20 protein-coding genes, 1 tRNA gene and 1 pseudogene are annotated in these 19,177 nt (G+C 49.0%); 13 read left to right on the forward strand and 9 right to left on the reverse strand.

Annotated features, from left to right (window positions below):
- The first annotated feature begins 17 nt into the window (after window positions 1-17).
- The gene (locus AC14M5_RS02300; protein ID WP_484028008.1) at window positions 18-2,438 is read left to right on the forward strand and encodes an FtsW/RodA/SpoVE family cell cycle protein; all 2,421 of its coding nucleotides are present in this window, start codon (window positions 18-20) and stop codon (window positions 2,436-2,438) included.
- Between the two features lie 48 nt (window positions 2,439-2,486).
- Here the strand turns inward: AC14M5_RS02300 and AC14M5_RS02305 are convergent, their stop codons facing one another.
- From AC14M5_RS02305 to AC14M5_RS02315, 3 genes are all read right to left on the reverse strand, one after another.
- Window positions 2,487-2,900, reverse strand: a complete 414-nt coding sequence (locus AC14M5_RS02305) for an indolepyruvate ferredoxin oxidoreductase subunit alpha (protein ID WP_484028009.1) — start codon at window positions 2,898-2,900, stop codon at window positions 2,487-2,489.
- An 83-nt stretch (window positions 2,901-2,983) separates the two neighbouring features.
- The gene (locus AC14M5_RS02310; RefSeq protein WP_484028010.1) at window positions 2,984-3,910 is read right to left on the reverse strand and encodes a hypothetical protein; all 927 of its coding nucleotides are present in this window, start codon (window positions 3,908-3,910) and stop codon (window positions 2,984-2,986) included.
- A 127-nt stretch (window positions 3,911-4,037) separates the two neighbouring features.
- Window positions 4,038-4,643: a superoxide dismutase gene (locus tag AC14M5_RS02315; RefSeq protein WP_484028011.1), complete on the reverse strand. Its 606-nt coding sequence runs from the start codon at window positions 4,641-4,643 to the stop codon at window positions 4,038-4,040.
- Window positions 4,644-4,890: 247 nt separating this feature from the next.
- Between AC14M5_RS02315 and AC14M5_RS02320 the strand changes: the two genes are divergently transcribed.
- The 4 genes from AC14M5_RS02320 (at window position 4,891) to AC14M5_RS02335 (ending at window position 6,770) form a co-directional block, all read left to right on the forward strand.
- Window positions 4,891-5,814 (forward strand): DMT family transporter, encoded by a 924-nt coding sequence (locus AC14M5_RS02320; RefSeq protein ID WP_484028012.1) that lies wholly within the window; start codon window positions 4,891-4,893, stop codon window positions 5,812-5,814.
- Window positions 5,811-6,092, forward strand: coding sequence for a gluconokinase (locus tag AC14M5_RS02325; RefSeq protein ID WP_484028013.1), 282 nt, complete (start codon window positions 5,811-5,813; stop codon window positions 6,090-6,092). Before AC14M5_RS02320 ends, AC14M5_RS02325 begins: the two co-directional genes overlap by 4 nt.
- 76 nt (window positions 6,093-6,168) lie before the next feature.
- Window positions 6,169-6,294: a hypothetical protein gene (locus tag AC14M5_RS02330; protein WP_484028014.1), complete on the forward strand. Its 126-nt coding sequence runs from the start codon at window positions 6,169-6,171 to the stop codon at window positions 6,292-6,294.
- A complete protein-coding gene (locus AC14M5_RS02335; protein ID WP_484028015.1) occupies window positions 6,291-6,770 on the forward strand; it encodes an aminoacyl-tRNA deacylase in 480 nt (159 codons plus the stop codon). Before AC14M5_RS02330 ends, AC14M5_RS02335 begins: the two co-directional genes overlap by 4 nt.
- A gap of 47 nt (window positions 6,771-6,817) precedes the next feature.
- Here the strand turns inward: AC14M5_RS02335 and AC14M5_RS02340 are convergent.
- Window positions 6,818-6,919, reverse strand: a pseudogene (locus AC14M5_RS02340) (integron integrase); the annotation flags it as partial.
- A gap of 91 nt (window positions 6,920-7,010) precedes the next feature.
- Here AC14M5_RS02340 and AC14M5_RS02345 point away from each other — a divergent pair.
- From AC14M5_RS02345 to AC14M5_RS02355, 3 genes are all read left to right on the forward strand, one after another.
- Window positions 7,011-7,628 carry a dihydrofolate reductase family protein gene (locus AC14M5_RS02345; RefSeq protein ID WP_484028016.1) on the forward strand — a complete coding sequence of 206 codons (618 nt, stop codon included), beginning with the start codon at window positions 7,011-7,013 and terminating at the stop codon, window positions 7,626-7,628.
- A gap of 162 nt (window positions 7,629-7,790) precedes the next feature.
- Window positions 7,791-8,402, forward strand: coding sequence for a dihydrofolate reductase family protein (locus tag AC14M5_RS02350; protein ID WP_484028017.1), 612 nt, complete (start codon window positions 7,791-7,793; stop codon window positions 8,400-8,402).
- 103 nt (window positions 8,403-8,505) lie between these two features.
- Entirely contained in the window at window positions 8,506-9,138 is a 633-nt protein-coding gene (locus AC14M5_RS02355) for a nitroreductase family protein (RefSeq protein WP_484028028.1), read from the forward strand.
- Between the two features lie 65 nt (window positions 9,139-9,203).
- On the opposite strand, the gene malQ is transcribed toward AC14M5_RS02355, so the two are convergent.
- Together malQ and AC14M5_RS02365 are read right to left on the reverse strand one after the other, a co-directional pair.
- A complete protein-coding gene (gene malQ / locus AC14M5_RS02360) occupies window positions 9,204-10,769 on the reverse strand; it encodes a 4-alpha-glucanotransferase (RefSeq protein WP_484028018.1) in 1,566 nt (521 codons plus the stop codon).
- 11 nt (window positions 10,770-10,780) lie between these two features.
- Window positions 10,781-12,202, reverse strand: coding sequence for a glycogen synthase (locus AC14M5_RS02365; RefSeq protein WP_484028019.1), 1,422 nt, complete (start codon window positions 12,200-12,202; stop codon window positions 10,781-10,783).
- A 140-nt stretch (window positions 12,203-12,342) separates the two neighbouring features.
- On the opposite strand from AC14M5_RS02365, the gene AC14M5_RS02370 reads away from it, so the two are divergent.
- On the forward strand, window positions 12,343-13,758 hold the full coding sequence (locus tag AC14M5_RS02370; protein ID WP_484028020.1) for a sialidase family protein: 1,416 nt from the start codon (window positions 12,343-12,345) through the stop codon (window positions 13,756-13,758).
- A 50-nt stretch (window positions 13,759-13,808) separates the two neighbouring features.
- On the opposite strand, the gene AC14M5_RS02375 is transcribed toward AC14M5_RS02370, so the two are convergent.
- Window positions 13,809-13,880 (reverse strand) — tRNA-His (locus tag AC14M5_RS02375).
- Window positions 13,881-13,943: 63 nt separating this feature from the next.
- The gene (gene hisS, locus AC14M5_RS02380) at window positions 13,944-15,215 is read right to left on the reverse strand and encodes a histidine--tRNA ligase (RefSeq protein ID WP_484028021.1); all 1,272 of its coding nucleotides are present in this window, start codon (window positions 15,213-15,215) and stop codon (window positions 13,944-13,946) included.
- A 146-nt stretch (window positions 15,216-15,361) separates the two neighbouring features.
- Between hisS and AC14M5_RS02385 the strand changes: the two genes are divergently transcribed.
- From AC14M5_RS02385 to AC14M5_RS02400, 4 genes are all read left to right on the forward strand, one after another.
- Window positions 15,362-16,162 carry a class I SAM-dependent methyltransferase gene (locus AC14M5_RS02385; RefSeq protein ID WP_484028022.1) on the forward strand — a complete coding sequence of 267 codons (801 nt, stop codon included), beginning with the start codon at window positions 15,362-15,364 and terminating at the stop codon, window positions 16,160-16,162.
- 116 nt (window positions 16,163-16,278) lie between these two features.
- Complete coding sequence (locus AC14M5_RS02390) at window positions 16,279-16,911, forward strand: PIG-L deacetylase family protein (RefSeq protein ID WP_484028023.1); 633 nt, start codon at window positions 16,279-16,281, stop codon at window positions 16,909-16,911.
- Window positions 16,912-16,930: 19 nt separating this feature from the next.
- The gene (locus AC14M5_RS02395; RefSeq protein ID WP_484028024.1) at window positions 16,931-17,464 is read left to right on the forward strand and encodes a DinB family protein; all 534 of its coding nucleotides are present in this window, start codon (window positions 16,931-16,933) and stop codon (window positions 17,462-17,464) included.
- A 23-nt stretch (window positions 17,465-17,487) separates the two neighbouring features.
- On the forward strand, window positions 17,488-18,837 hold the full coding sequence (locus tag AC14M5_RS02400; RefSeq protein ID WP_484028025.1) for a sulfatase family protein: 1,350 nt from the start codon (window positions 17,488-17,490) through the stop codon (window positions 18,835-18,837).
- A gap of 48 nt (window positions 18,838-18,885) precedes the next feature.
- Here AC14M5_RS02400 and AC14M5_RS02405 read toward each other — a convergent pair.
- The coding region (locus tag AC14M5_RS02405) for a Rieske (2Fe-2S) protein (RefSeq protein WP_484028026.1) at window positions 18,886-19,177 on the reverse strand (292 nt) is incomplete at its 5' end.

Raw genomic sequence — 19,177 nt, forward strand, 5'->3', positions numbered from 1 at the left:
TGATGTAACATTATTGAATGCATGATCAAACCCAAAGCCGTCTATTGAACTGGTCGGCATTCTTCCTTTTTATTCAATCCATCATTCTCACACTTTCACCCGCAGTCCGCGAGCGTACCTGGGATGTAGACTACAAACTATCCCACTGGGTCGGCTTTTTAGTTTGGGTCGTCTTAATCCGCCTGGCGCATCGCATCACCATTAAATTTTTACCGGATCGAGACCCCTACCTTTTTCCAGCCGCAGCACTTCTTAGCGGATGGGGCATGCTCACGATCTGGCGGCTTGATGAAGCTTTTGGGTTCCGCCAGATGACCTGGCTGAGTGTCAGCATTCTGGTTTTCATCGTTGCGCAGGTATTCCTCAAAAATATTGGATTCCTCAGAAGATACAAATATGTATTTCTAAGTGGGGGCTTACTCATTACCGCGCTGACCTTGCTATTTGGTACAAATCCGCTTGGCTTTGGGCCACAGTTATGGCTGGGTTGTTGCGGCGTTTATTTTCAGCCATCCGAACCGCTGAAATTATTACTGGTCATTTATCTCTCTGCATATCTCGCGGATCGCGCCAGCTTTCGCCTGTTCTCATTTCCACTGCTCGTTCCCACATTGGCCGTCACAGGTCTTGCGTTATTACTTCTGATCGTCCAACGAGACCTTGGAACCGCATCTATTTTTATTTCGATATTTACAATTATCATCTTTTTGGCAACAGGGAAACGACGCGTCTTACTAAGCGCGACCATCGTTCTCTCACTCGCGCTTCTTTTGGGATATTTCTTTATTGACATTATTCACGTGCGCGTCATCGGCTGGCTCGATCCGTGGACAGACCCATCAGGCAATTCATATCAGATCGTGCAGTCTCTGCTTGCAGTTGCCAACGGTGGAACAATTGGACGGGGATTGGGAATTGGGAGTCCGCTACTGGTTCCGGTTGCCATATCTGATTTTATCTACTCTGCCATCGCGGAGGAATCGGGTCTGGTCGGATCTTTGGGCCTGCTCGCCATCATCTGGCTGATCCTCGCTCGAGGCTTGATCATCTCCCTCCGCGCAGCAGACAGGTTTCGCCGTTACCTTGGGGCGGGTGTGGTCACATACCTGGGTGTGCAAAGTCTGCTTATTATTGGGGGCAACATCAGGCTTGTCCCCCTCACTGGGGTAACACTTCCATTTGTTTCATATGGCGGTTCTTCATTACTGACATCCTATATTGCACTTTACCTGCTTTTGGTTATCAGCAATGTAGAAGATGATGAACCCGCTGTTTTACATGATCCAAAACCTTATTCGATCCTTGCTGGCGTACTCGCAGTTGGACTCGCTGCCTGTGCATTGACCACCGCCTGGTGGGCTATCGTCCGTGGGCCAGACTTGCTCATTCGCACAGATAACCCTCGCCGCGCGATTGCAGACCGTTATGTACAACGTGGCACATTAGTGGACCGAAACAATCAGCCCATCAACGTCACTGAAGGCGAAAGCGGAAGTTATATCCGCAACTATCTTTATCCTGACTTGGCTCCTATTATTGGCTATACGCATCCAGTTTATGGTCAAGCTGGTTTGGAGGCCGCGTTGGATAGCTACCTGCGCGGATTGCAAGGAAACCCAGCAAGTTTAATTTTGAAAGATCAATTACTGTATGGCACTCCCCCTGCCGGGCTGGATGTGCGCCTAAGCATTGACATCAACCTCCAAACAAAGGCAGATCAATTGCTGGGTGACGATATAGGAGCGATCATCCTGATGAATGCAGAGACGGGTGAAATCCTTGTGATGGCCTCTCACCCAACTTACGACCCTGATATTCTGGATGTAGAAGGCGAAACGATTTCACAAAATACATCTTCACCTTTGGTTAACCGGGCAACGCAAGGTGTATACCCAATCGGTGATACCCTGCTGCCCTTGATCCGGGCTGAGTTTGGCGAGAAACAACCATCAAATTCTGAATTGCTGGCTTTTTATAAAAAACTTGGTTTATTTCAAGCACCTCTAATAAACATGCCTGTTACCGTCGATCAAGAAAATAGTTCTTTGCAAAACTTGCGGATCAGCCCATTGCAGGCTGCCATCGCTATGGCTCCATTAAGCCATAATGGGATTGCGCCCTCGCCACGCATTGCAACGGCAGTGAACACGCTCGAGCAGGGATGGGTGGTGCTCCCAGCTTTGAGTGAGCCGGTTGAGGTGATGCAGGCTGAGGCGGCGAATGAAGCGGCTTTGTCATTCATCAAAGAAGGCATGCCCTATTGGAGTCATGTTGGGCGGGCGAGTAATAGCGATGCAAATGTCACCTGGCTTGTGGCAGGGACGCTGCCAGATTGGCGAGGGACACCGTTGGTGTTGATCGTGGCTGTGGAGGAAAGCAATGTTTTTCTTGCAGAGCACATTGGAGAAAACCTTTTGAGTGCCGGGTTAAACCAATAGGAATCAAAAAGGTCAGGCTTTCACCTGACCTTTTTATTTACGTGTGAACTACATTCCCTGATCGGTGTCTTTGGCGGAATAGCCGGGACCGCCCTTGAAGAAATCGTAATTAGGTTTGATGTCAGCAGTGAGGTCCACAACTTCGCCCGCTGCAAGCTGCTTGGCCGTGTCCAGCACAATTGGCTTGCCGAAATGATTGGTGCCTTCAAAGTGACCGGTGAGGCCAACGTTGCTGATGTATTCACCACCTTTTGCGGTGTACGCGGCAGGGACTTCATCCTCGGGGAATATCGCAGCAAACGGACATTCAGGGACACAGGCTCCGCAATCAATGCAGGTGTCGGGGTCAATATAAATCCAGGGCCATTCGGCAATGGGCTGGCCGGGGACCATACACTCGACCGGGCATACTTCGATACAACCTCGATCACGAACGCATAAGCTGGTAATAATGTGAGTCATAGGATTCTTCTCCTTGTGGGATTATAAACAAACGAGATGGCACTATTATATCGTCGTTTGCGCATGTGACAAGGCTCTCATTTTTATGGGCTGTATGAGGTTACAAACTTGTCAAAAACATAAGGACACATGTTGGTATAGTACTGCGCTTTTGAAAGTTCAAAATTCAAAACATCACCATGATAAGGGCGGTCACTGATGCCAGACTGCATCTTTGCGGTGCATTCCGTAGTTCCATAATGATCCTGAACGCCCAATTCGCCAAATGGATGCATGATCTCGTGGACGAAGGTGCTGGACGAGAAATACGTCGGGGTACTGGCATATAAATTATCAACAGCGTCACTGCACATTTTGTAATCATATTTTTCAACACAGGCAATATTTGCCTGTCCCCTGCATTCGCCACCAATGCCAACATCGCTGATTGGGGTTGGGGAATCTCCATAGCCGCATTGAGCATAACGATGCCCGAAGTGAATTATGCCCACGTAAAGATCCCTTGCAATTGCCCCAGTCGCCACGAAATGGTTACTAAAGCCTTCAGGGCCTGGATATATGTAGGCGTAACCACCGTAGAGTTTTGCATCTCCGTTATCACCAAACGAGAAGAGAATAATTCCGTTCGGTATGACGGTTGGCGGTGTATTCAAATAAGCCTGAACCATATCCCTACTTGCACCACCGGTATTTAATTCCTGAAAATCGATCATCTCGAATACAAAACCTGTTAGACCATAAAGAATCTGGGACGATTCGTCTACCAGAGTCTGTGCCTGCTCACGCGTGACTAATTCAGAAGTTGTATCAACCAAGACTGAAAGCGTGAAAACGCCAAGAGGTTCAGGAGTTGAAGTTGGGATGGATAGCGTAGGGGTGAGGGATTCTATTGGGGCAGGGACAATTGAAGGCGAGGCAAGAGGCGGGGCTGATGTCGGCGCAGAGCGTCCAATGTTACAGGCGAGGGTTAGGAGCAATATCGAAATTAATACAACAGGTTTTATTTTCATTTGAAGTCTTTATATAACTCACTAAACACGGACAGCACCCACAGGGCAATGAGCTGTCCGACTCCAGAGTTGCACAATTAGGCAATTTAAACAATCATCCCGCAGTTTTCACTGCGGGATGAAAAAATTACTTCGCGGCGTAGCGGGCTGCCACCGCATCCCAATTGATCACATTCCAAAATGCGGTAATGTAATCGGGGCGGCGATTTTGGTAATTGAGGTAATAGGCATGTTCCCAAACGTCAATTCCCAGGATGGGGGTCAGGCCGTCAGACAAGGGCGAATCCTGATTGGCGGTGGAAACAACAGCCAAACCACTGCCCTTCTTCACCAACCAGGCCCAGCCGGAACCGAAGCGGGTTGTGGCAGAAGTGGTAAATTCAGTTTTGAAATTATCGAATGAAGTGAAGGAGGCGTCGATGGCCTTGGCTAATTCACCCTTGGGTGTGCCGCCAGCCTTGGGGCCCATAATATCCCAAAAGAGATTGTGGTTATATGTGCCGCCGCCATGATTACGAACCACATCGCGCACGCCTTCGGGCACAGCGTTCAAATCGCTGAGCAGGGTTTCAACAGTTTTGCCAGCCAGTTCGGGGGTCTTATCGACAGCACCATTCAAATTGGTGATATAGGTCTGGTGGTGTTTGGTGTAATGGATTTCCATCGTGCGCGCATCAATGTGCGGTTCCAAAGCATCGTATGCATAAGCGAGTTTGGGAAGTTCAAATGCCATGATATTCTCTCCTTGAGATGGTTATATGAAATTGTATATCAAGTAATCAGTTGTTGAAAACGAGATGCTCAGAGCCAGTGAGGAGATTGCTTACCCATTCGGGTACGATGTCGTCGGAAAGTGCAAAAGCCCTCCTCGCAATGACATTACCAGAGTGAGCGTATAATTTCATTTTACCTTGTTACCAGCCCGCCCGCAAGAATTAAGACAATATTTATACAAATATCATATATATCAAGGATGCCTCATGACTGAAGCTCGCGCCCGACTCTTCCTGCCTTTCGCAATCCTCATCGCCATCCTCGCGGTTTCCACGGCGAGCATCTTTATCCGTTTCGCGCAAAGCGATGGCGTGCCTTCACTTGTCATTGCAGCATTGAGATTGACATTTGCTACTTTGATTCTGACTCCTGTTGCGTTAACTCAACATCTCGACGAAATAAAACGCTTCACGCGGACCGAGATCCTGCTCGGTGCTTTCTCAGGCATTTTCCTGGCCGTTCATTTCGCCACATGGATCACATCTCTGGAATATACCAGTGTCGCCAGTTCAGTTGTATTCGTTGCCACAGGGCCGCTTTGGGTGGCATTGCTTTCGCCCATGCTGTTGAAAGAGCATCTCGCGCGGACAGCGGTCATCGGGTTGACATTGTCCATCGTCGGCGGAGCAATTATCGGCTTGTCTGATGCGTGCACCTGGGCTGGAGGTCTATCCTGCCCAGCACTGGCAGACATCATGCAGGGACGCGCCGTGTGGGGCAACTTCCTGGCTTTGGCGGGCGCATGGTCGGTGACGGGTTATCTCATCATCGGCAGAAAGCTGCGTGTGGGCATGTCGCTCGTACCTTACATCTTTTTGGTGTACGGCATGGCATCCATCGCTTTGATCGTCATCATGTTCGTTTCAGGTAATTCGCCTTTTGATTTTGCGCCCAAAACTTACGGTTGGATTCTTTTACTTGCCATTCTGCCACAATTGGTTGGGCATTCCACCTACAATTGGGCGCTGAAATATTTGCCCGCCGCATTGGTGGCTGTGACCACTCTCGGCGAGCCAATCGCATCTGCGATTCTGGCGTTTTTTATTTTGAACGAGACTCCAGCCATTACCACCATCATCGGCGGCGTTTTTATTTTGGCGGGCATTTATCTGGCATCCAGGAACAAATGATCATCGTCCTCATGGGTGTGGCAGGTTCTGGAAAGACCACCGTCAGCTCGATGCTGGCAGAAGAACTCGGCTGGCAGTTTTACGATGCGGATGATTTTCACGACGAAGCCAATCGCAATAAAATGTCAGAAGGCATTCCGTTAACTGACAGTGATCGCGGTGCCTGGCTTGCTTCCTTGCGGGAGTTGATTCAAAAAACTATTCAGAAAAACGCATCGTGCGTGCTGGCCTGCTCTGCATTGAAAGAATCCTATCAGCGCCATGCTCAAAGTGGATAAGCAAGTTAAGTTCGTTTATTTGAAAGGCAGATACGCTGAAATCGAATCCCGCTTGAAAAAGCGCAGGGGACATTACATGCCAGTAAAATTACTCAAAAGTCAATTCGATATTCTGGAAGAACCAACAAACGCATTGGCAGTCGATATAAGCCATGCACCAAAAGAAGTCATTCAAATCATTCGCAAAGGACTTGCCTTATGAAACTCCCCGCTCACCTGTATCTCGATCAACATAATATCCCTTACGAAGCACGCAGCTTCTCGCCTGACACAGAAAAAGGCGCGGCAAACGTAGCGCACGTTTTAGGTTTCTCGGAGAGACAGGCAGTGAAAACCTTGATCTTTCAAGTGGACACAGGCGAGCGCGTGCTGGTAATGCTTGGCGGCGATCAAAATGCAGTTTCAGGAAATCTCAAGAAGGCCATCGGTTCACGCAATATTCAAATGGCACAACCTGAGGTAGTGAAGGAAACAACAGGTTACATCATCGGTTCCATTCCCGCCTTTGGCTGGCAGCCTGAGGGTTTCAGAACCTTCCTTGAAGCGAGTCTATTGAATGAACCCATCCTCGGCACGGGAGCAGGTCAATGGGGCGAGGAGATCATGATCACACCTGAGAATTTAGTTCAGGCGAGCAATGCGATTGTGGTGAATTTGACGGTGAGGGAGGGGAAATAGAGGAATAGAGATTGGAGAATTGGAGAATGGTAATCGGTAAATAGTAATTAGTCGTCGAGGGGAGATTTGATGGCTAGGCCGCCGCGCTGGAGGACGTGAGTGTAGATCATGGTGGTCTTTACATCCTTATAGCCGAGGAGTTCCTGCACGTTTGGGAGCATCGGCGAGTTTGGAATTTAGTTTGCTTCCGTCTTGACGAAATAGAACATATGTCCTAAAATCCTGCAAAGGACAATTACCATGAGAAAAATAGTTGTTAAAGAGTCGAAGGTTGTCGCAGTCATGTCTATGTCGCTCGACGGCTATGTCGCCGACCTCAGCGACGGCGTGGGCGAAGTGTTCGACTGGTACATGAACTCGGGAGACGTCGAGTTCCACGTTGGAGGGGGTGACCCCATGACGTTCAAGGTGTCCGCGCCGAGTGCCGAGCACCTTCGTGGTCTCTGGTCTGAGCTTGGTGCCGGGCTCGCCGGCCGGCGCACGTTCGAAGTCGCCCACGGCTGGGACGGCAATCACTCGTGGGGACCAGCATTCGTTCTCACCCACAACATCCCCGGGGGATGGCCGCGACCTGACTCGAACGTGCACTTCGTGACCGACGGCATCGAAAGCGCCGTGAGGCAAGCCAAAGCCGCCGCCGGCGGGAAGAACGTTGGGGTCCACGGCGCTGACACCATCCAGCAACTTCTGAACGCTGGCCTCCTCGACGAAATCCACGTCGACATCGCGGCGGTTCTTCTTGGCTCCGGAGTTCGACTCTTCGACCACCTAGCCGGCACGCCAGCCGTCCTTGGCAACCCGACGGTGATCCCGGGCGTCGGGGTTACACACCTGCGCTACTCAGTACGCCAGGCGTAGTCCTACCCCACACCTTTCTCGCCCGGCGGTGAGCTTTGTCTCGATGAGACGTTCACGACATCGCCGCGGGCGCCAACGACGTGTCCACAAGTAGCGCGTCAGTCGCTGAACGCCCCTATCGTTGGGCGCTTGTTTGTTAAGAATTCATAATGGAGCATTGGCATGCGTAAACTTATAGTTAGTAACTTTGTCACATTGGACGGTCTCTACGAAGGCAGAGACAAGAGCATTAATTCACTATATGATTATTACCACAAGGACTACTACGGTGACGATAGTTTCGATTTTTACAATGTGGAACTGTTACGTAAATCTGATTTTCTTTTATTAAGTCGTAATTCATTTTTGGGCAACAAAGGTTATTGGACGGGAATCGAAAATGACTCTAAAGCCACTGCGATTAGACGCGAAACTGCTGATTTGATGAAATCCATAAAGAAACTTGTTATTTCAGATAATCTGACCGTTGCAGAATTGACTCCCTGGGAAAATACACAAATCATTAAACGAACAGATGCGTACAAGGAAATTGCCGCTATCAAGCAACAATCTGGAAAAGGCATCCTCGTACTCTTGAGCCGTCTGCTCTGGAACGACTTACTGGTTCATGATTTGGTAGACGAATTACATCTTACATTCTTCCCATTGATTGGAGGTGTGGGCACACCAATATTTGAAGATCGCCCCCCAATAGCACTCAAACTCTTTCACACTCGCACATGGGAAGGCTCAGGTCACATCCTCGCCTGTTATGAAATTAGTCACAACTTCTAACAAGCGAGTCTTCAATTCATCCAGCGCCCAACAAAGCGTGTAGCGGATTTATGGAGTCTGCGCTGTTTATAAAAGGATGACGGAGGATCAAATGGACTTCGAAATGCCTCTCAGCGAGGCCATGCGGACACAAAGGGCGATTCGTCATCTGAAACCAGATTCGGTGGACGATGAATTGGTGCTTCACCTGATAGCACTGGCAATCAAAGCGCCTACCGGCAGCAACACCCAGAATTGGGAATTCATTGTAGTCAGGGATCCGAAGATCAAAAAAGGAATCGCCCGCCTTAACCGGCAGGTTTGGCAACTCAGCCGCGGAGTTGCGCTGTGGGCTGCACGACACAACCCGAAGCGCCTTAAGATCTTGAATTCTGTCCAATGGCAGGCGGACCACTTCGAGGAAATTCCCGTCATTGTTGTCGCCTGTCTAAAGGGTCTGTACATTCCCTTCGTACACATCTCAGCCGCATCCTACTTCGGCTCAATCTTTCCTGCTGTGCAAAACCTACTTCTGGCTGCGCGCGCTGTGAACCTGGGTGCTGCTCTGACTACCATTCCACTATGGAACATCATCGCTATCCGCAGAATGCTCGGCCTGCCCTGGAATGTCACACCTTGTGCAGTGATCCCTCTAGGTTGGCCGCTTGGTCATTATGGCCCCACAACGCGAAAAGACGTTCACGAGGTTGTATCATTCGATCGGTTTGGGAATCGACCAGCCACTACTGGTGAGTAGCTGCTGCCGCCTTGAATACAAAATAAAGCCCATAATATAAAACGCCTCTTGCGAGGCGTTTTATATTATCTTCTGGTCAACCAATTCAGGTCTCTTAGCCCTGCCGCGTAATCTTCACGCAGATCACCGTCATTCATACGCCAATCCCAGTTTCCGCCGAGCCTGCTGGGGAAGTTCATGCGTGCTTCACCGCCGAGGCCGAGCACATCCTGCATGGGGGTAATGGCAAAGACTGCAACAGATTTCCAGACTGCGCGGATCAGGTCCCAGGCGAAATCGTGGCCGTCTATGCCGAGGTAGCGTTTTGCAAAATCACGCTCGTGATTGGGCGCAGTTGCAAACCAACCCATCGCAGTATCGTTGTCGTGAGTACCCGTATAAGCCACGCAGTTTGGAATGTAATTATGCGGCAGGAAAGGGTTATCTGGCCCTGTAAAACCAAATTGCAAAACTTTCATACCAGGCAGATCGAAAGCTTCCAATAACTCGATCACATCAGGTGTGACCACCCCAAGATCTTCTGCGATGACCGGCAATCCTGCACCGGGCGTGATCAAACCATCGCCAAGGTACTTATCCACTGCATGGAAGAAGTCTTTGGCAGGGCCGGGAACCCAACGTCCATTTTCGGCAGTAGTATGTTCGGCGGGAATCTCATAGTAGCCTGCAAAGCCACGGAAGTGGTCGAAACGTAAAATGTCCATGAATTTCAGGGAGGCACGCACGCGTGAGAGCCACCAGGCATAGCCTTCCTCTTTATGCACTTCCCAGTTGTATAACGGGTTGCCCCACAACTGTCCTGTGGTGGAAAATAAATCAGGTGGAACGCCAGCAACGACTGTCGGGTTACCGCTTTTGTCGAGGAAGAAAAGATCAGGATTGGCCCATACGTCGGCGGAATCATATGCTACAAAGATCGGAATATCGCCGATGATCTGTATCCCCTTTTCATTTGCATACGCGCGGATTTGATTCCATTGCCTGAAGAAAAGGAATTGATAGAAAGAATAGCGCATGACGCTCTCTGATAATTCTTTTCTGGCCTTGGTCATTGCGGCTTTTTTTCTGGAACGTAACGCCTCGGGCCACCCGTTCCATGCTCCGCCACCATTGGCCTCTTTCAACGCCATGAAGAGTGCAAAGTCATCCAGCCAAGATGCGTTTTCAGCGCAGAAGTAGTCGAAAGCTTCACGCAAATGTTCGGAACTGGTTTGGAAGCGGGAAAAGGCCTTTTGCAAAAGGTCAACTTTTTTTGGAATGAGCAGGCCAAAGTCCACGCGAGGCATCGTCCCCGTAGGGGGAGCGGGCAGGTCTTTCATCAAATCCAAATCTTCTTGAGTCAGGAGTCCATCTGTAAATAATTCATCAGGGCTCAACAGATAAGGGTTTCCTGCAAATGCAGAAAAACATTGATATGGCGAATCACCATAACCCGTGGGGCCCAGCGGAAGGATTTGCCAAAGCTTGCACCCCGTAGAAGCGAGCCAATCAATGAAGCGATACGATTGCGGGCCAAGATCGCCAATGCCATATGGGCCGGGCAAACTGGAAGGATGGAGAAGAATGCCGGAAGAGCGTTTGAATGCCATGATCACCTGGGGCTTTGCAGGGCGTAGCCGTTGCAAGAGCAAAAGAGAATTTTTTATTTCACAAGAGATTGATACAACTCAAGATATTTTTGTGCTGATTTTTCCCACGAGAAATCCTGAGCCATGCCTGCGCGTTGAGTTTTTTGCCACTTTTCGCGATCTGAAAATAATTTGATGCCCGCCCTAACTGCACCCATCAATGACATATGATGCGCTTTTTCAAATACAAATCCTGTTTCACCATGTTTCACTGTGTCGTTCAAACCGCCCGCCGCACGCACAACCGGCACACAGCCGTAACGCATGGCGATCATTTGCGAAAGTCCGCAAGGCTCGTAGCGGGACGGCATGAGCAGCATATCTGAACCAGCATAGATCTGACGGGCAAGCCCCGCGTCATAACGCAATTCTGCTTTTATCTTTCCAGGAAACAAGTTTTGTAAATTCTGTGCTGCTTCTTCGAGCTTTGGGGCTCCCGTGCCTAAGATGATGGCTTGAAAATTATCCTTCTTCATACTTTTCAATGCGGTAAAGGCGAGGTCAACACCTTTTTGAACATCCATGCGCGAGACCATGGCCAGCAAAGGTACTTGCGGGTCTGGTTGAAAGCCAAGCCTTTCCTGCAACAAACTCTTATTTACGGCGCGCTTATTGAGCGAGTCGATATCGAAGTTCACACCCAGGGCAGAATCATCTGCAGGATTAAAAGAAACCACGTCGATCCCATTCAAAATGCCGCTGACTGATTCGCGACGGAGTTGAAGGAATTCATCCAACCCGCTGCCGTACTCAGGCGTAAGGATTTCATTGGCATAAGTTGGTGAGACAGCCACAATTGCATCTGAAGCCCAAAGCCCCAAAGGCAGAGGCATCACACGTGCCCAATCAGGCAGGTCGGTTTGCGCGAGTTTAATTCCATAACTCTCAAGAATGGCGCTGACATTAGGCCCCATAAAGGGCAGGTTGTGCAAAGTGACCACACTTGCTACATGACGCGCACCTTCCTCCCAACGCTTTGTCAATGAACCATAGGCGCTTAATGCAGTGTGCCAGTCGTTGGCATGTACAACATCTGGGAACCAATTGATATGTCTTGGTAACTCAAGCGCCGCAAGCGAGAAGAAGGTATATTTTTCGGCGTCTAATTTTGAATCAAGGGAATAAACAGAGCCATTTGTGTGGATCGATTCGCCATTGATGAAGTAGACAGGCATGCCATCCAACGCACCTTCGAAAGCTTCCGCCTCCACCTCCGAGTCGCCGCGCGGAATGGAGAAGATGCCCAACGGTTTGAGTCCCTCCGCTTTTACAGCAGGGTGATATGGCAACACCAGCCGTACATCAAGTTTAATATCATCGTTGGAAAGAGAGCGTAAAGCGCGCGGCAAAGAACCTGCGACATCCCCCAGCCCGCCGACTTTCACGAAAGGGTCGGCTTCCGCCGCTAGGAAAAGTACATTGATGGTTTTAGACATGGGAGCTATTTTACATGAAAAATGGGCGTTAATGATTTATTAAGGTATACGCAGGTTGACAATCCCCATCCCGACTCTGTAAACTTAGATTAAATTTCTGGAAGCCCAGAAAAAGACAATTCTTCAGAGGAGAGAAAGAGATGTCTATTCGCGTTCCCCACACCAAACAGTTTGTCGTGTTTGTCCTTCTCGTACTAGCTGCACTTCTGGCGGCCAGTTTTGGAGCATTGGCTCCCGCGAAAGAGCAGGAACCCACCAAAGCCAAACGTAAAACCGTTGGCCCATTGGCATCTGTGATTGCCGCGCCTATACCTTCGGGAGTAGTTGCGCCTCCCGCTCCACCCACTGGGTTTTCATCCCAGGTACGGTTGGGATTTTTTAATGGCGACCAATGGGAGCCTGCCATTGCAGCAGATCGTTTTGGGCACGTATATATGCTTTATGCTCAATATTATGGAGTGCCAGGCTGTGAAGAATGTGGCAACCCAACCCAGATCCTGCAGATCAGCAATGACCATGGCGCAACCTGGGGAGCACCAACTGTGATCTATTCTGAGGGTGCGAATACCGGGCAATGGGATTCCCAAATAGCCGTTGACCCCGTCGATGGCCGCACCGTATATGCCGTATGGATGGAAGCTAACAAGAGCGATATCGCAGTTGCCAAATCCACAGATTTTGGCGCAACCTGGTCAATCGTGATCGCCGATACAACAAATGCCGCAGTGGATAAACCCATCCTCGCTGTAAGAGGACAGGATGTTTACGTTTCCTATACCCACGCACAGAAGTTATATGCGGCTTCCTCCCACGATGGCGGGCAAACCTTTACTCAATCTGAAATAAAGTTTAAAGGCAAATTGGGCTGGGCTCTGGCGGGTGGCGGATACGTGGCCCCTGATGGCACTGCTTATATGTCATGGGATGGTTACGAACAAAACGGTGGAGCCAGAGGCAACGTCCATCTTGTGATTAGCAAGTCCACCGATAGCGGCGCAACATGGATCAGCACAGTCGTTGACACCTCCCGTGCTCCTGAAAAATGCCCTGCGGATTATTATTGCGGGTGGGCCTATCTCGGCGCACAGATCGTCATGGCCGGGGACGAAGCCGGCAATGTGTATGCATTATCCAATGCCAATAGTGTAGATTTTGGGCCGGCCCGAATCTATTTCTATAAATCCACAAATGGTGGAGCCACCTGGAGTGCCCGCACAGAGGTATCCACTGCTGGCCCCAACATCTCGCACAACTTCCCTGCGATTGCCGCAACAGGAAATGGCGACGTCCGCATTTCGTGGATGGATGAACGCACCAATGGTTGGTGGAATACATACTATCGCAGCTCCACCAACGGCGGCTCAACCTGGACAGCCGAACAGGGTGTCTCAGATTTTGTAGGCGGCTATTCCTATATCACCGCAGACGGCTTCCGCTTCCCGTTTGGTGATTACTACGAAATGGACATCGACGAACAAGGTACTACTCACATCGTCATGGGCGAAGGCTGGAGCTACGATTCGCCTGGCTCGGTTTGGTATGTAAGAGGGCAGTAAGATAAAGAAAGACTTCCGAAGTCTCTAAGACTTCGGAAGTCTTTTTCGTGGGTGGGCGAAGGGTTTCGAACCCTCAACATCTTCCTCCACAGGGAAGCGCTCTGCCGTTGAGCTACGCCCACCAAGATGAGCCCATAGTTACAGGCTACACACTTCAAGCGGCCAAAATTTTACCACAATTTGACTTAGTTGATCAATTTTTTGACCGCATCTACAACCGCTTCGCGCTTGACTGTCACCTGCTCGCCATTAACCAGGTTTTTGACCGCCACCTGATCATTCGCCGCCTCATCGGGGCCAACCGTCAGCGCGACTTTCATCTTCATCTTATCGGCAAACTTGAATTGCTTTTGCAGTTTGACAGGCTCCGGGTAAACCATCACATTTATCCCTGCGTTGCGTAATTGCGCTGCTAATTCAAAAGACTTCATCCACATAGACTCATCGAACACAGTTACCAAGACCGAAGCAGGTGTTGGGTCGAATTCAGGCAGGAGTCCATTTTCCTGCAGGATGATACCTATCACTACATCACCCATGGCAAATCCAGTGGCGGGGAGAGGTTGTCCGCCTACATCTTCAAGCAGGTTATCATAACGTCCCCCGCCAAGAATCGCGCGCTTTAATGAACCACTCGTCTCAAATGCTTCGAAGACCGTGCCGGTGTAATACAGGAGTCCGCGCATGATGTTCGGATCAAATTTGACATACTCTTTCACGCCCAAAGCATCCAATGCTGCAAAGAGGCGGTTCAACTCATCGCTTTTCTTCCAAAGCTCAAAGTTGCCAAGAATATCCGTCAAGCCATCCACTTGTTTTTGGGTCAGGCCCAACTCAAGCGCGTATGCTTCCCATTTGGCAGGTTCCATCTTTGAGCGGCGATCTACCAGATTGGAAACGTCAATTCTTTTTTCTGGAAGGATACCCAGCGCATCGAATTCAGATCCCATCAGACGGCGATTGTTTACGTAAATAGTAGCAAGCTGAGGCTTGAGTCCGACTGAGCGCAGGAATGTGGCAGCAATTGCGATCATCTCCGCATCCGCCTCAGGTGAATCCACCCCCAGCATGTCAATATTCCACTGAAAGAATTCGCGCGTACGTCCTTTTTGTGGCTGCTCATACCTCCAAAACGGACCGAACGACCACCAACGCGTGGGGAAAGTCAACTCCCCCTGCTTGGCCGCGATCATGCGAGCCAGGCTGGGAGTGAGCTCAGGCCGGAGTGCGACAAAATCTCCCCCGCGATCTTGAAAAGTGAAGGATTGCTTCTTGACCAATTCCTCACCAGATTTTGCTGCGTACAGATCAATCGATTCAATGAATGGTGCTTCCCATTCCTGATACCCAAAAGCCTGAGATGCCGCGCGCATTTTTTCATAAAGGAAATTACGCAAAGCCATTTGCTCAGGGTAGAATTCTCTCGTACCTTTTACAGCATTTATTTTCTTCGCCATGATTGCTCCAATGTGCAAATTTTATCATGGGATTTGAAAGGGCCTTCAAAATTCAGCGAGTGAATTTTGATTTGAATTTGGTATAATGAAAAAATATTTTATAACGCAGTTGCGACTGAAGTCGTCACTACAATTCAGGAGAACCAATGAAAATTGATTATCAAGAACCCAGCAAAGATCTGCTGATGCGGATCGATATTCACGAAAAATATGGCTCGGCCAACATCGACGTCTGGACAAACGATCTGCTCAAGCCCCAGGCTGGCATGAAAATTTTAGACGTGGGCTGCGGTGCAGGCAAGTTGAGTTTTCTTTTTAATGAATATACCAAAGGCGGTGCGCAGATCACCGGAGGCGATTTTTCCGAGGAACTGCTCGAAAAGGCCCACGCAAAAAATAAAGAGATCGGCGCAAACATTGATTTTCAATTTTTGGATTTTAATCAGCCCTTCAAGTTTGCAGATAACACATTTGATTTATGCACCAGCGCCTTCGCCATCTACTACGCCTCCGATCTGGACTTTACATTTGGTGAGGCACACCGAGTCATCAAACCTGGCGGACGGCTTTTCGTCTCCGGGCCATTGCCTGAAAATAAGCAAATGTTCTATGAAATCATCAAAGAAGCCACTGGAGCGGCCATCCCGCCGATGCCTGGCTCTTCGCGTTTCAAAGGCGATATCTTCAACACCATAGACAAGATCTTCGCGAAAACAGAATTGCATAAATTTGAGAATCATCTCACCTTTCCCGAAGTTGGGCCTTTTATTGATTACGTCCGCGCTTCATTGGGAGAAGACCGCAAATTATGGACATCCATGTTCAATGGCAAAGATGAATACGAAGCCTTGATCGGCAAGATTGAAGCCGTGGCAAAGAAATGGTTTGATCGCGATGGAAAATTGGTCATGACCAAAGTTGTCGGCGGAATTTTGGCGACCAAATAAAAAGGCGGCATGTCATTGCGAGGGCGTTTTTGCTCTTTGCCCGAAGCAATCCCCATGTGAATAAGGAGATTGCTTCGTCGGGAAGAGCACCCTCCTTGCAACGACATAATAACAATATGAACTTCTTCGGAAAACGAATCCTATTCCTCGGTGCGCACCCGGACGATATTGAGATCGGGTGCGGAGCGTTTCTACATAACATCGTCAACAAGACGGAAGTCTTATGCGTCTCACTTTCTGATAACCAGAAAAATCCAGATCTGAAACATGTCAAAGACGAGCATCTCAAGTCTATGAAAATTCTGGGGGTGTCAGAAGAAAAGGTCATGTTTGGGCCATTCAATACACGCGTATTCCCAGACTCACGGCAGGATATTCTCGAATATTTCCTCAAATTACGAAAAGACTTCAAGCCAGATTTGATCTTCACTCATTCCAAGCAGGATGTGCATCAGGATCACAACACAATGACCGATGAATCCCTGCGGGCTTTCCGCGGTATCACTGTGCTGGGTTTTGATGTTGTCCGCTCTTCTTATGGCTTTTTCCCACATTTTCTGGTTGAAGTTACAGAAGAGGACGTCAATAAAAAAATCGAGGCGTTGTCGCAATACGAAACTTATCGCGACCGCTATTACTTCAATAGCGAGCTGACACGTTCCATTATGGTACGCCACGGGGCATTGGCGGAAATCCCCTTCGCGGAGGGATTTGACATACTAAGGATTGTGGGGAAATTTGACAAGTAGAAAATGAAGAGAGGTAAACATGAAATTCAAAACTCTTTACCAGGAGCTAACTAACAGCACAGAAATGATCAAGGCTTTGCTGGCAGGTATCAGCCAGGAGGAAGCGCAGATCAAACCTGATGTGGATTCCTGGTCAATTCTGGAAGTCATCTGCCACTTGTACGACGAAGAGCGCGAGGATTTCCGCGAACATCTGGATTTCATCATTTCGACTTCGCTCAATGCGAGCCTGCATCGCCAAAACGAAGAGTGGCATAGGATCGATCCGCAAGGCTGGGTAACTGAACGGAAATACAACGAGCAAAGCCTGGCAGAAATGCAGGGGAAATTCTTCGACGAAAGAAACAAATCATTTGAGTGGCTCCAGTCAATATCCAATGCGGATTTGGAAACAACCTACACATCTGAGTTTGGGTCAATGAAGGCGGGCGATATGTTTGCCTGTTGGGTGGCGCATGACAACTTGCACATCAGGCAGCTTGTTGAATTGAGACGTCAACACATTCTACGAATAACCAATCCCTACCTGGTCGATTACGCCGGTGACTGGTAAATCTACACAATTAAAGGAAGGCAATGTTCATTCGTCACCGCTTCATGTTGACCATGTTAATCATGGTCGTCTCAATGTTTCTGCTCCAGTCATGCGGCCTGATCCCAAGGTTCAACGACACACGCCCCAACTTTCTGATCATCGTTACTGACGATCAGAGATATGACACCATGGAATACATGCCCAATACACAGCAAATGATCTTTGACGAGGGTGTTACTTTCTCCAATGGATATGTAACAACACCATTTTGCTGCCCAAGCCGCGCCAGCATTCTGACCGGCATGTATGCCCACAATCATTATGTTCACGTTAATGAGGAAAAACTCTTTTTTTCAACCGTGATCGAAGACCTTCACAAAAACGGATACTATACTGGGCTGGTAGGAAAATATTTGAATTCATGGGATGGTGAAGCCAGGTCCGAGTTTGGCTACTGGGTCTCTTTCTTCGGGGGGACCGTGCCCAACTATTACGATCCCAATCTGAATGTCAATGGAGAGTGGGGGGCCAAAACAGGCTATATCACCTATCTATTACAGGATTACGCCATCGAGTTCCTGGATAAGGCCACGAGTCAGAAAAAGCCGTTCATTCTATTATTTACACCAAATGCCCCTCACGCACCTTACACTCCAGCAAAAGAGGACAATGCGCTATTGGCCGACCTCCCTCCAAACAACCTGCCTAATTACAACGAAGCTGATGTTTCAGACAAACCTTACACCATATCTGAACGGTCACTTCTTACCGCACAGGAATTAGAACAGATTGAACGGATACGAAGAAGACAAATCCTGACATTGATCGCGTTGGACAGATCCATTGGTGAGATCATGCAGAAACTCGAAGACACTGGAGAGCTTGACAATACCGTAGTCATATTTATCTCAGACAACGGCAAGCATTGGGGCGAACATCGCATGGAATCAAAAAGCACCGCTTATGAGGAATCAGTCAAAGTGCCATTTGCGCTTCGCTATCCGCCGCTCGTGCCTGCTGCTTATATCGAAGAAAGACTTGCTGCGAACATAGATATTGCCCCTACGATATATGAGCTTTCAGAAACGTCCGCCCCAGAGACTGTGGATGGATTTTCCCTGGTATCGCTTCTACAAGGCGAAACGGACAAATGGCGTACCAGCCTGCTGCTGGAGGCATGGCCAGATCGCGGTTACTGGACAGCCATCCATACCGGACAATTCGTATACATTGAAACCGTGGACGATCTCCCCGAGCTTTATGATCTGAGCATTGATCCCTACGAGATGGAGAATAAGGTTAACGACCCTGCCTATCAATCAATAGTGGCTGAACTAAAAGCTATTCTTGAAAAAGAGAAGCAACCGAAAACTTCTCCGCCAAACCAATGAAAAAAGAACGGCTCTGTTTTGCAGAAGCCGTTCTTTTTTCATTCGTGTTTATTTTGGCACACCTACAAAAATAATTCCATCCTTGATCTGCACCGGATAGGCAGGGATATCCACCACGGCAGGCATTTGCATAGCCTTACCAGTGCGAATATCAAACTCTGCGCCGTGGCGTGGGCAGACCACATTGTTGCCTTCGATCACGCCATCTCCCAGCGGACCCTCATCGTGTGAACAAACGTCGCCAATTGCATAATATTGCCCGGCAATATTGAAAATGACGATAGGCTTATCACCCAGGTCAACAAATAAACGCTCCCCATTCGGCAATTCGGATGCGGGA

The organism is Candidatus Villigracilis sp., from assembly GCF_057083605.1.

What these genes read in the sequence shown, in the direction of transcription:
- AC14M5_RS02365 (WP_484028019.1), bottom strand. Translation starts at nt 12,202, where the DNA reads ATGTCTAAAACCATCAATGTACTTTTCCTAGCGGCGGAAGCCGACCCT.
- AC14M5_RS02335 (WP_484028015.1), top strand. Translation starts at nt 6,291, where the DNA reads ATGAAACTCCCCGCTCACCTGTATCTCGATCAACATAATATCCCTTAC.
- AC14M5_RS02320 (WP_484028012.1), top strand. Translation starts at nt 4,891, where the DNA reads ATGACTGAAGCTCGCGCCCGACTCTTCCTGCCTTTCGCAATCCTCATC.
- AC14M5_RS02305 (WP_484028009.1), bottom strand. Translation starts at nt 2,900, where the DNA reads ATGACTCACATTATTACCAGCTTATGCGTTCGTGATCGAGGTTGTATC.
- AC14M5_RS02325 (WP_484028013.1), top strand. Translation starts at nt 5,811, where the DNA reads ATGATCATCGTCCTCATGGGTGTGGCAGGTTCTGGAAAGACCACCGTC.
- hisS (WP_484028021.1), bottom strand. Translation starts at nt 15,215, where the DNA reads ATGGCGAAGAAAATAAATGCTGTAAAAGGTACGAGAGAATTCTACCCT.
- AC14M5_RS02315 (WP_484028011.1), bottom strand. Translation starts at nt 4,643, where the DNA reads ATGGCATTTGAACTTCCCAAACTCGCTTATGCATACGATGCTTTGGAA.
- AC14M5_RS02345 (WP_484028016.1), top strand. Translation starts at nt 7,011, where the DNA reads ATGAGAAAAATAGTTGTTAAAGAGTCGAAGGTTGTCGCAGTCATGTCT.
- AC14M5_RS02400 (WP_484028025.1), top strand. Translation starts at nt 17,488, where the DNA reads ATGTTCATTCGTCACCGCTTCATGTTGACCATGTTAATCATGGTCGTC.
- AC14M5_RS02355 (WP_484028028.1), top strand. Translation starts at nt 8,506, where the DNA reads ATGCCTCTCAGCGAGGCCATGCGGACACAAAGGGCGATTCGTCATCTG.
- AC14M5_RS02300 (WP_484028008.1), top strand. Translation starts at nt 18, where the DNA reads ATGCATGATCAAACCCAAAGCCGTCTATTGAACTGGTCGGCATTCTTC.
- AC14M5_RS02395 (WP_484028024.1), top strand. Translation starts at nt 16,931, where the DNA reads ATGAAATTCAAAACTCTTTACCAGGAGCTAACTAACAGCACAGAAATG.
- AC14M5_RS02385 (WP_484028022.1), top strand. Translation starts at nt 15,362, where the DNA reads ATGAAAATTGATTATCAAGAACCCAGCAAAGATCTGCTGATGCGGATC.
- AC14M5_RS02390 (WP_484028023.1), top strand. Translation starts at nt 16,279, where the DNA reads ATGAACTTCTTCGGAAAACGAATCCTATTCCTCGGTGCGCACCCGGAC.
- AC14M5_RS02310 (WP_484028010.1), bottom strand. Translation starts at nt 3,910, where the DNA reads ATGAAAATAAAACCTGTTGTATTAATTTCGATATTGCTCCTAACCCTC.
- AC14M5_RS02370 (WP_484028020.1), top strand. Translation starts at nt 12,343, where the DNA reads ATGTCTATTCGCGTTCCCCACACCAAACAGTTTGTCGTGTTTGTCCTT.
- AC14M5_RS02330 (WP_484028014.1), top strand. Translation starts at nt 6,169, where the DNA reads ATGCCAGTAAAATTACTCAAAAGTCAATTCGATATTCTGGAAGAACCA.
- AC14M5_RS02350 (WP_484028017.1), top strand. Translation starts at nt 7,791, where the DNA reads ATGCGTAAACTTATAGTTAGTAACTTTGTCACATTGGACGGTCTCTAC.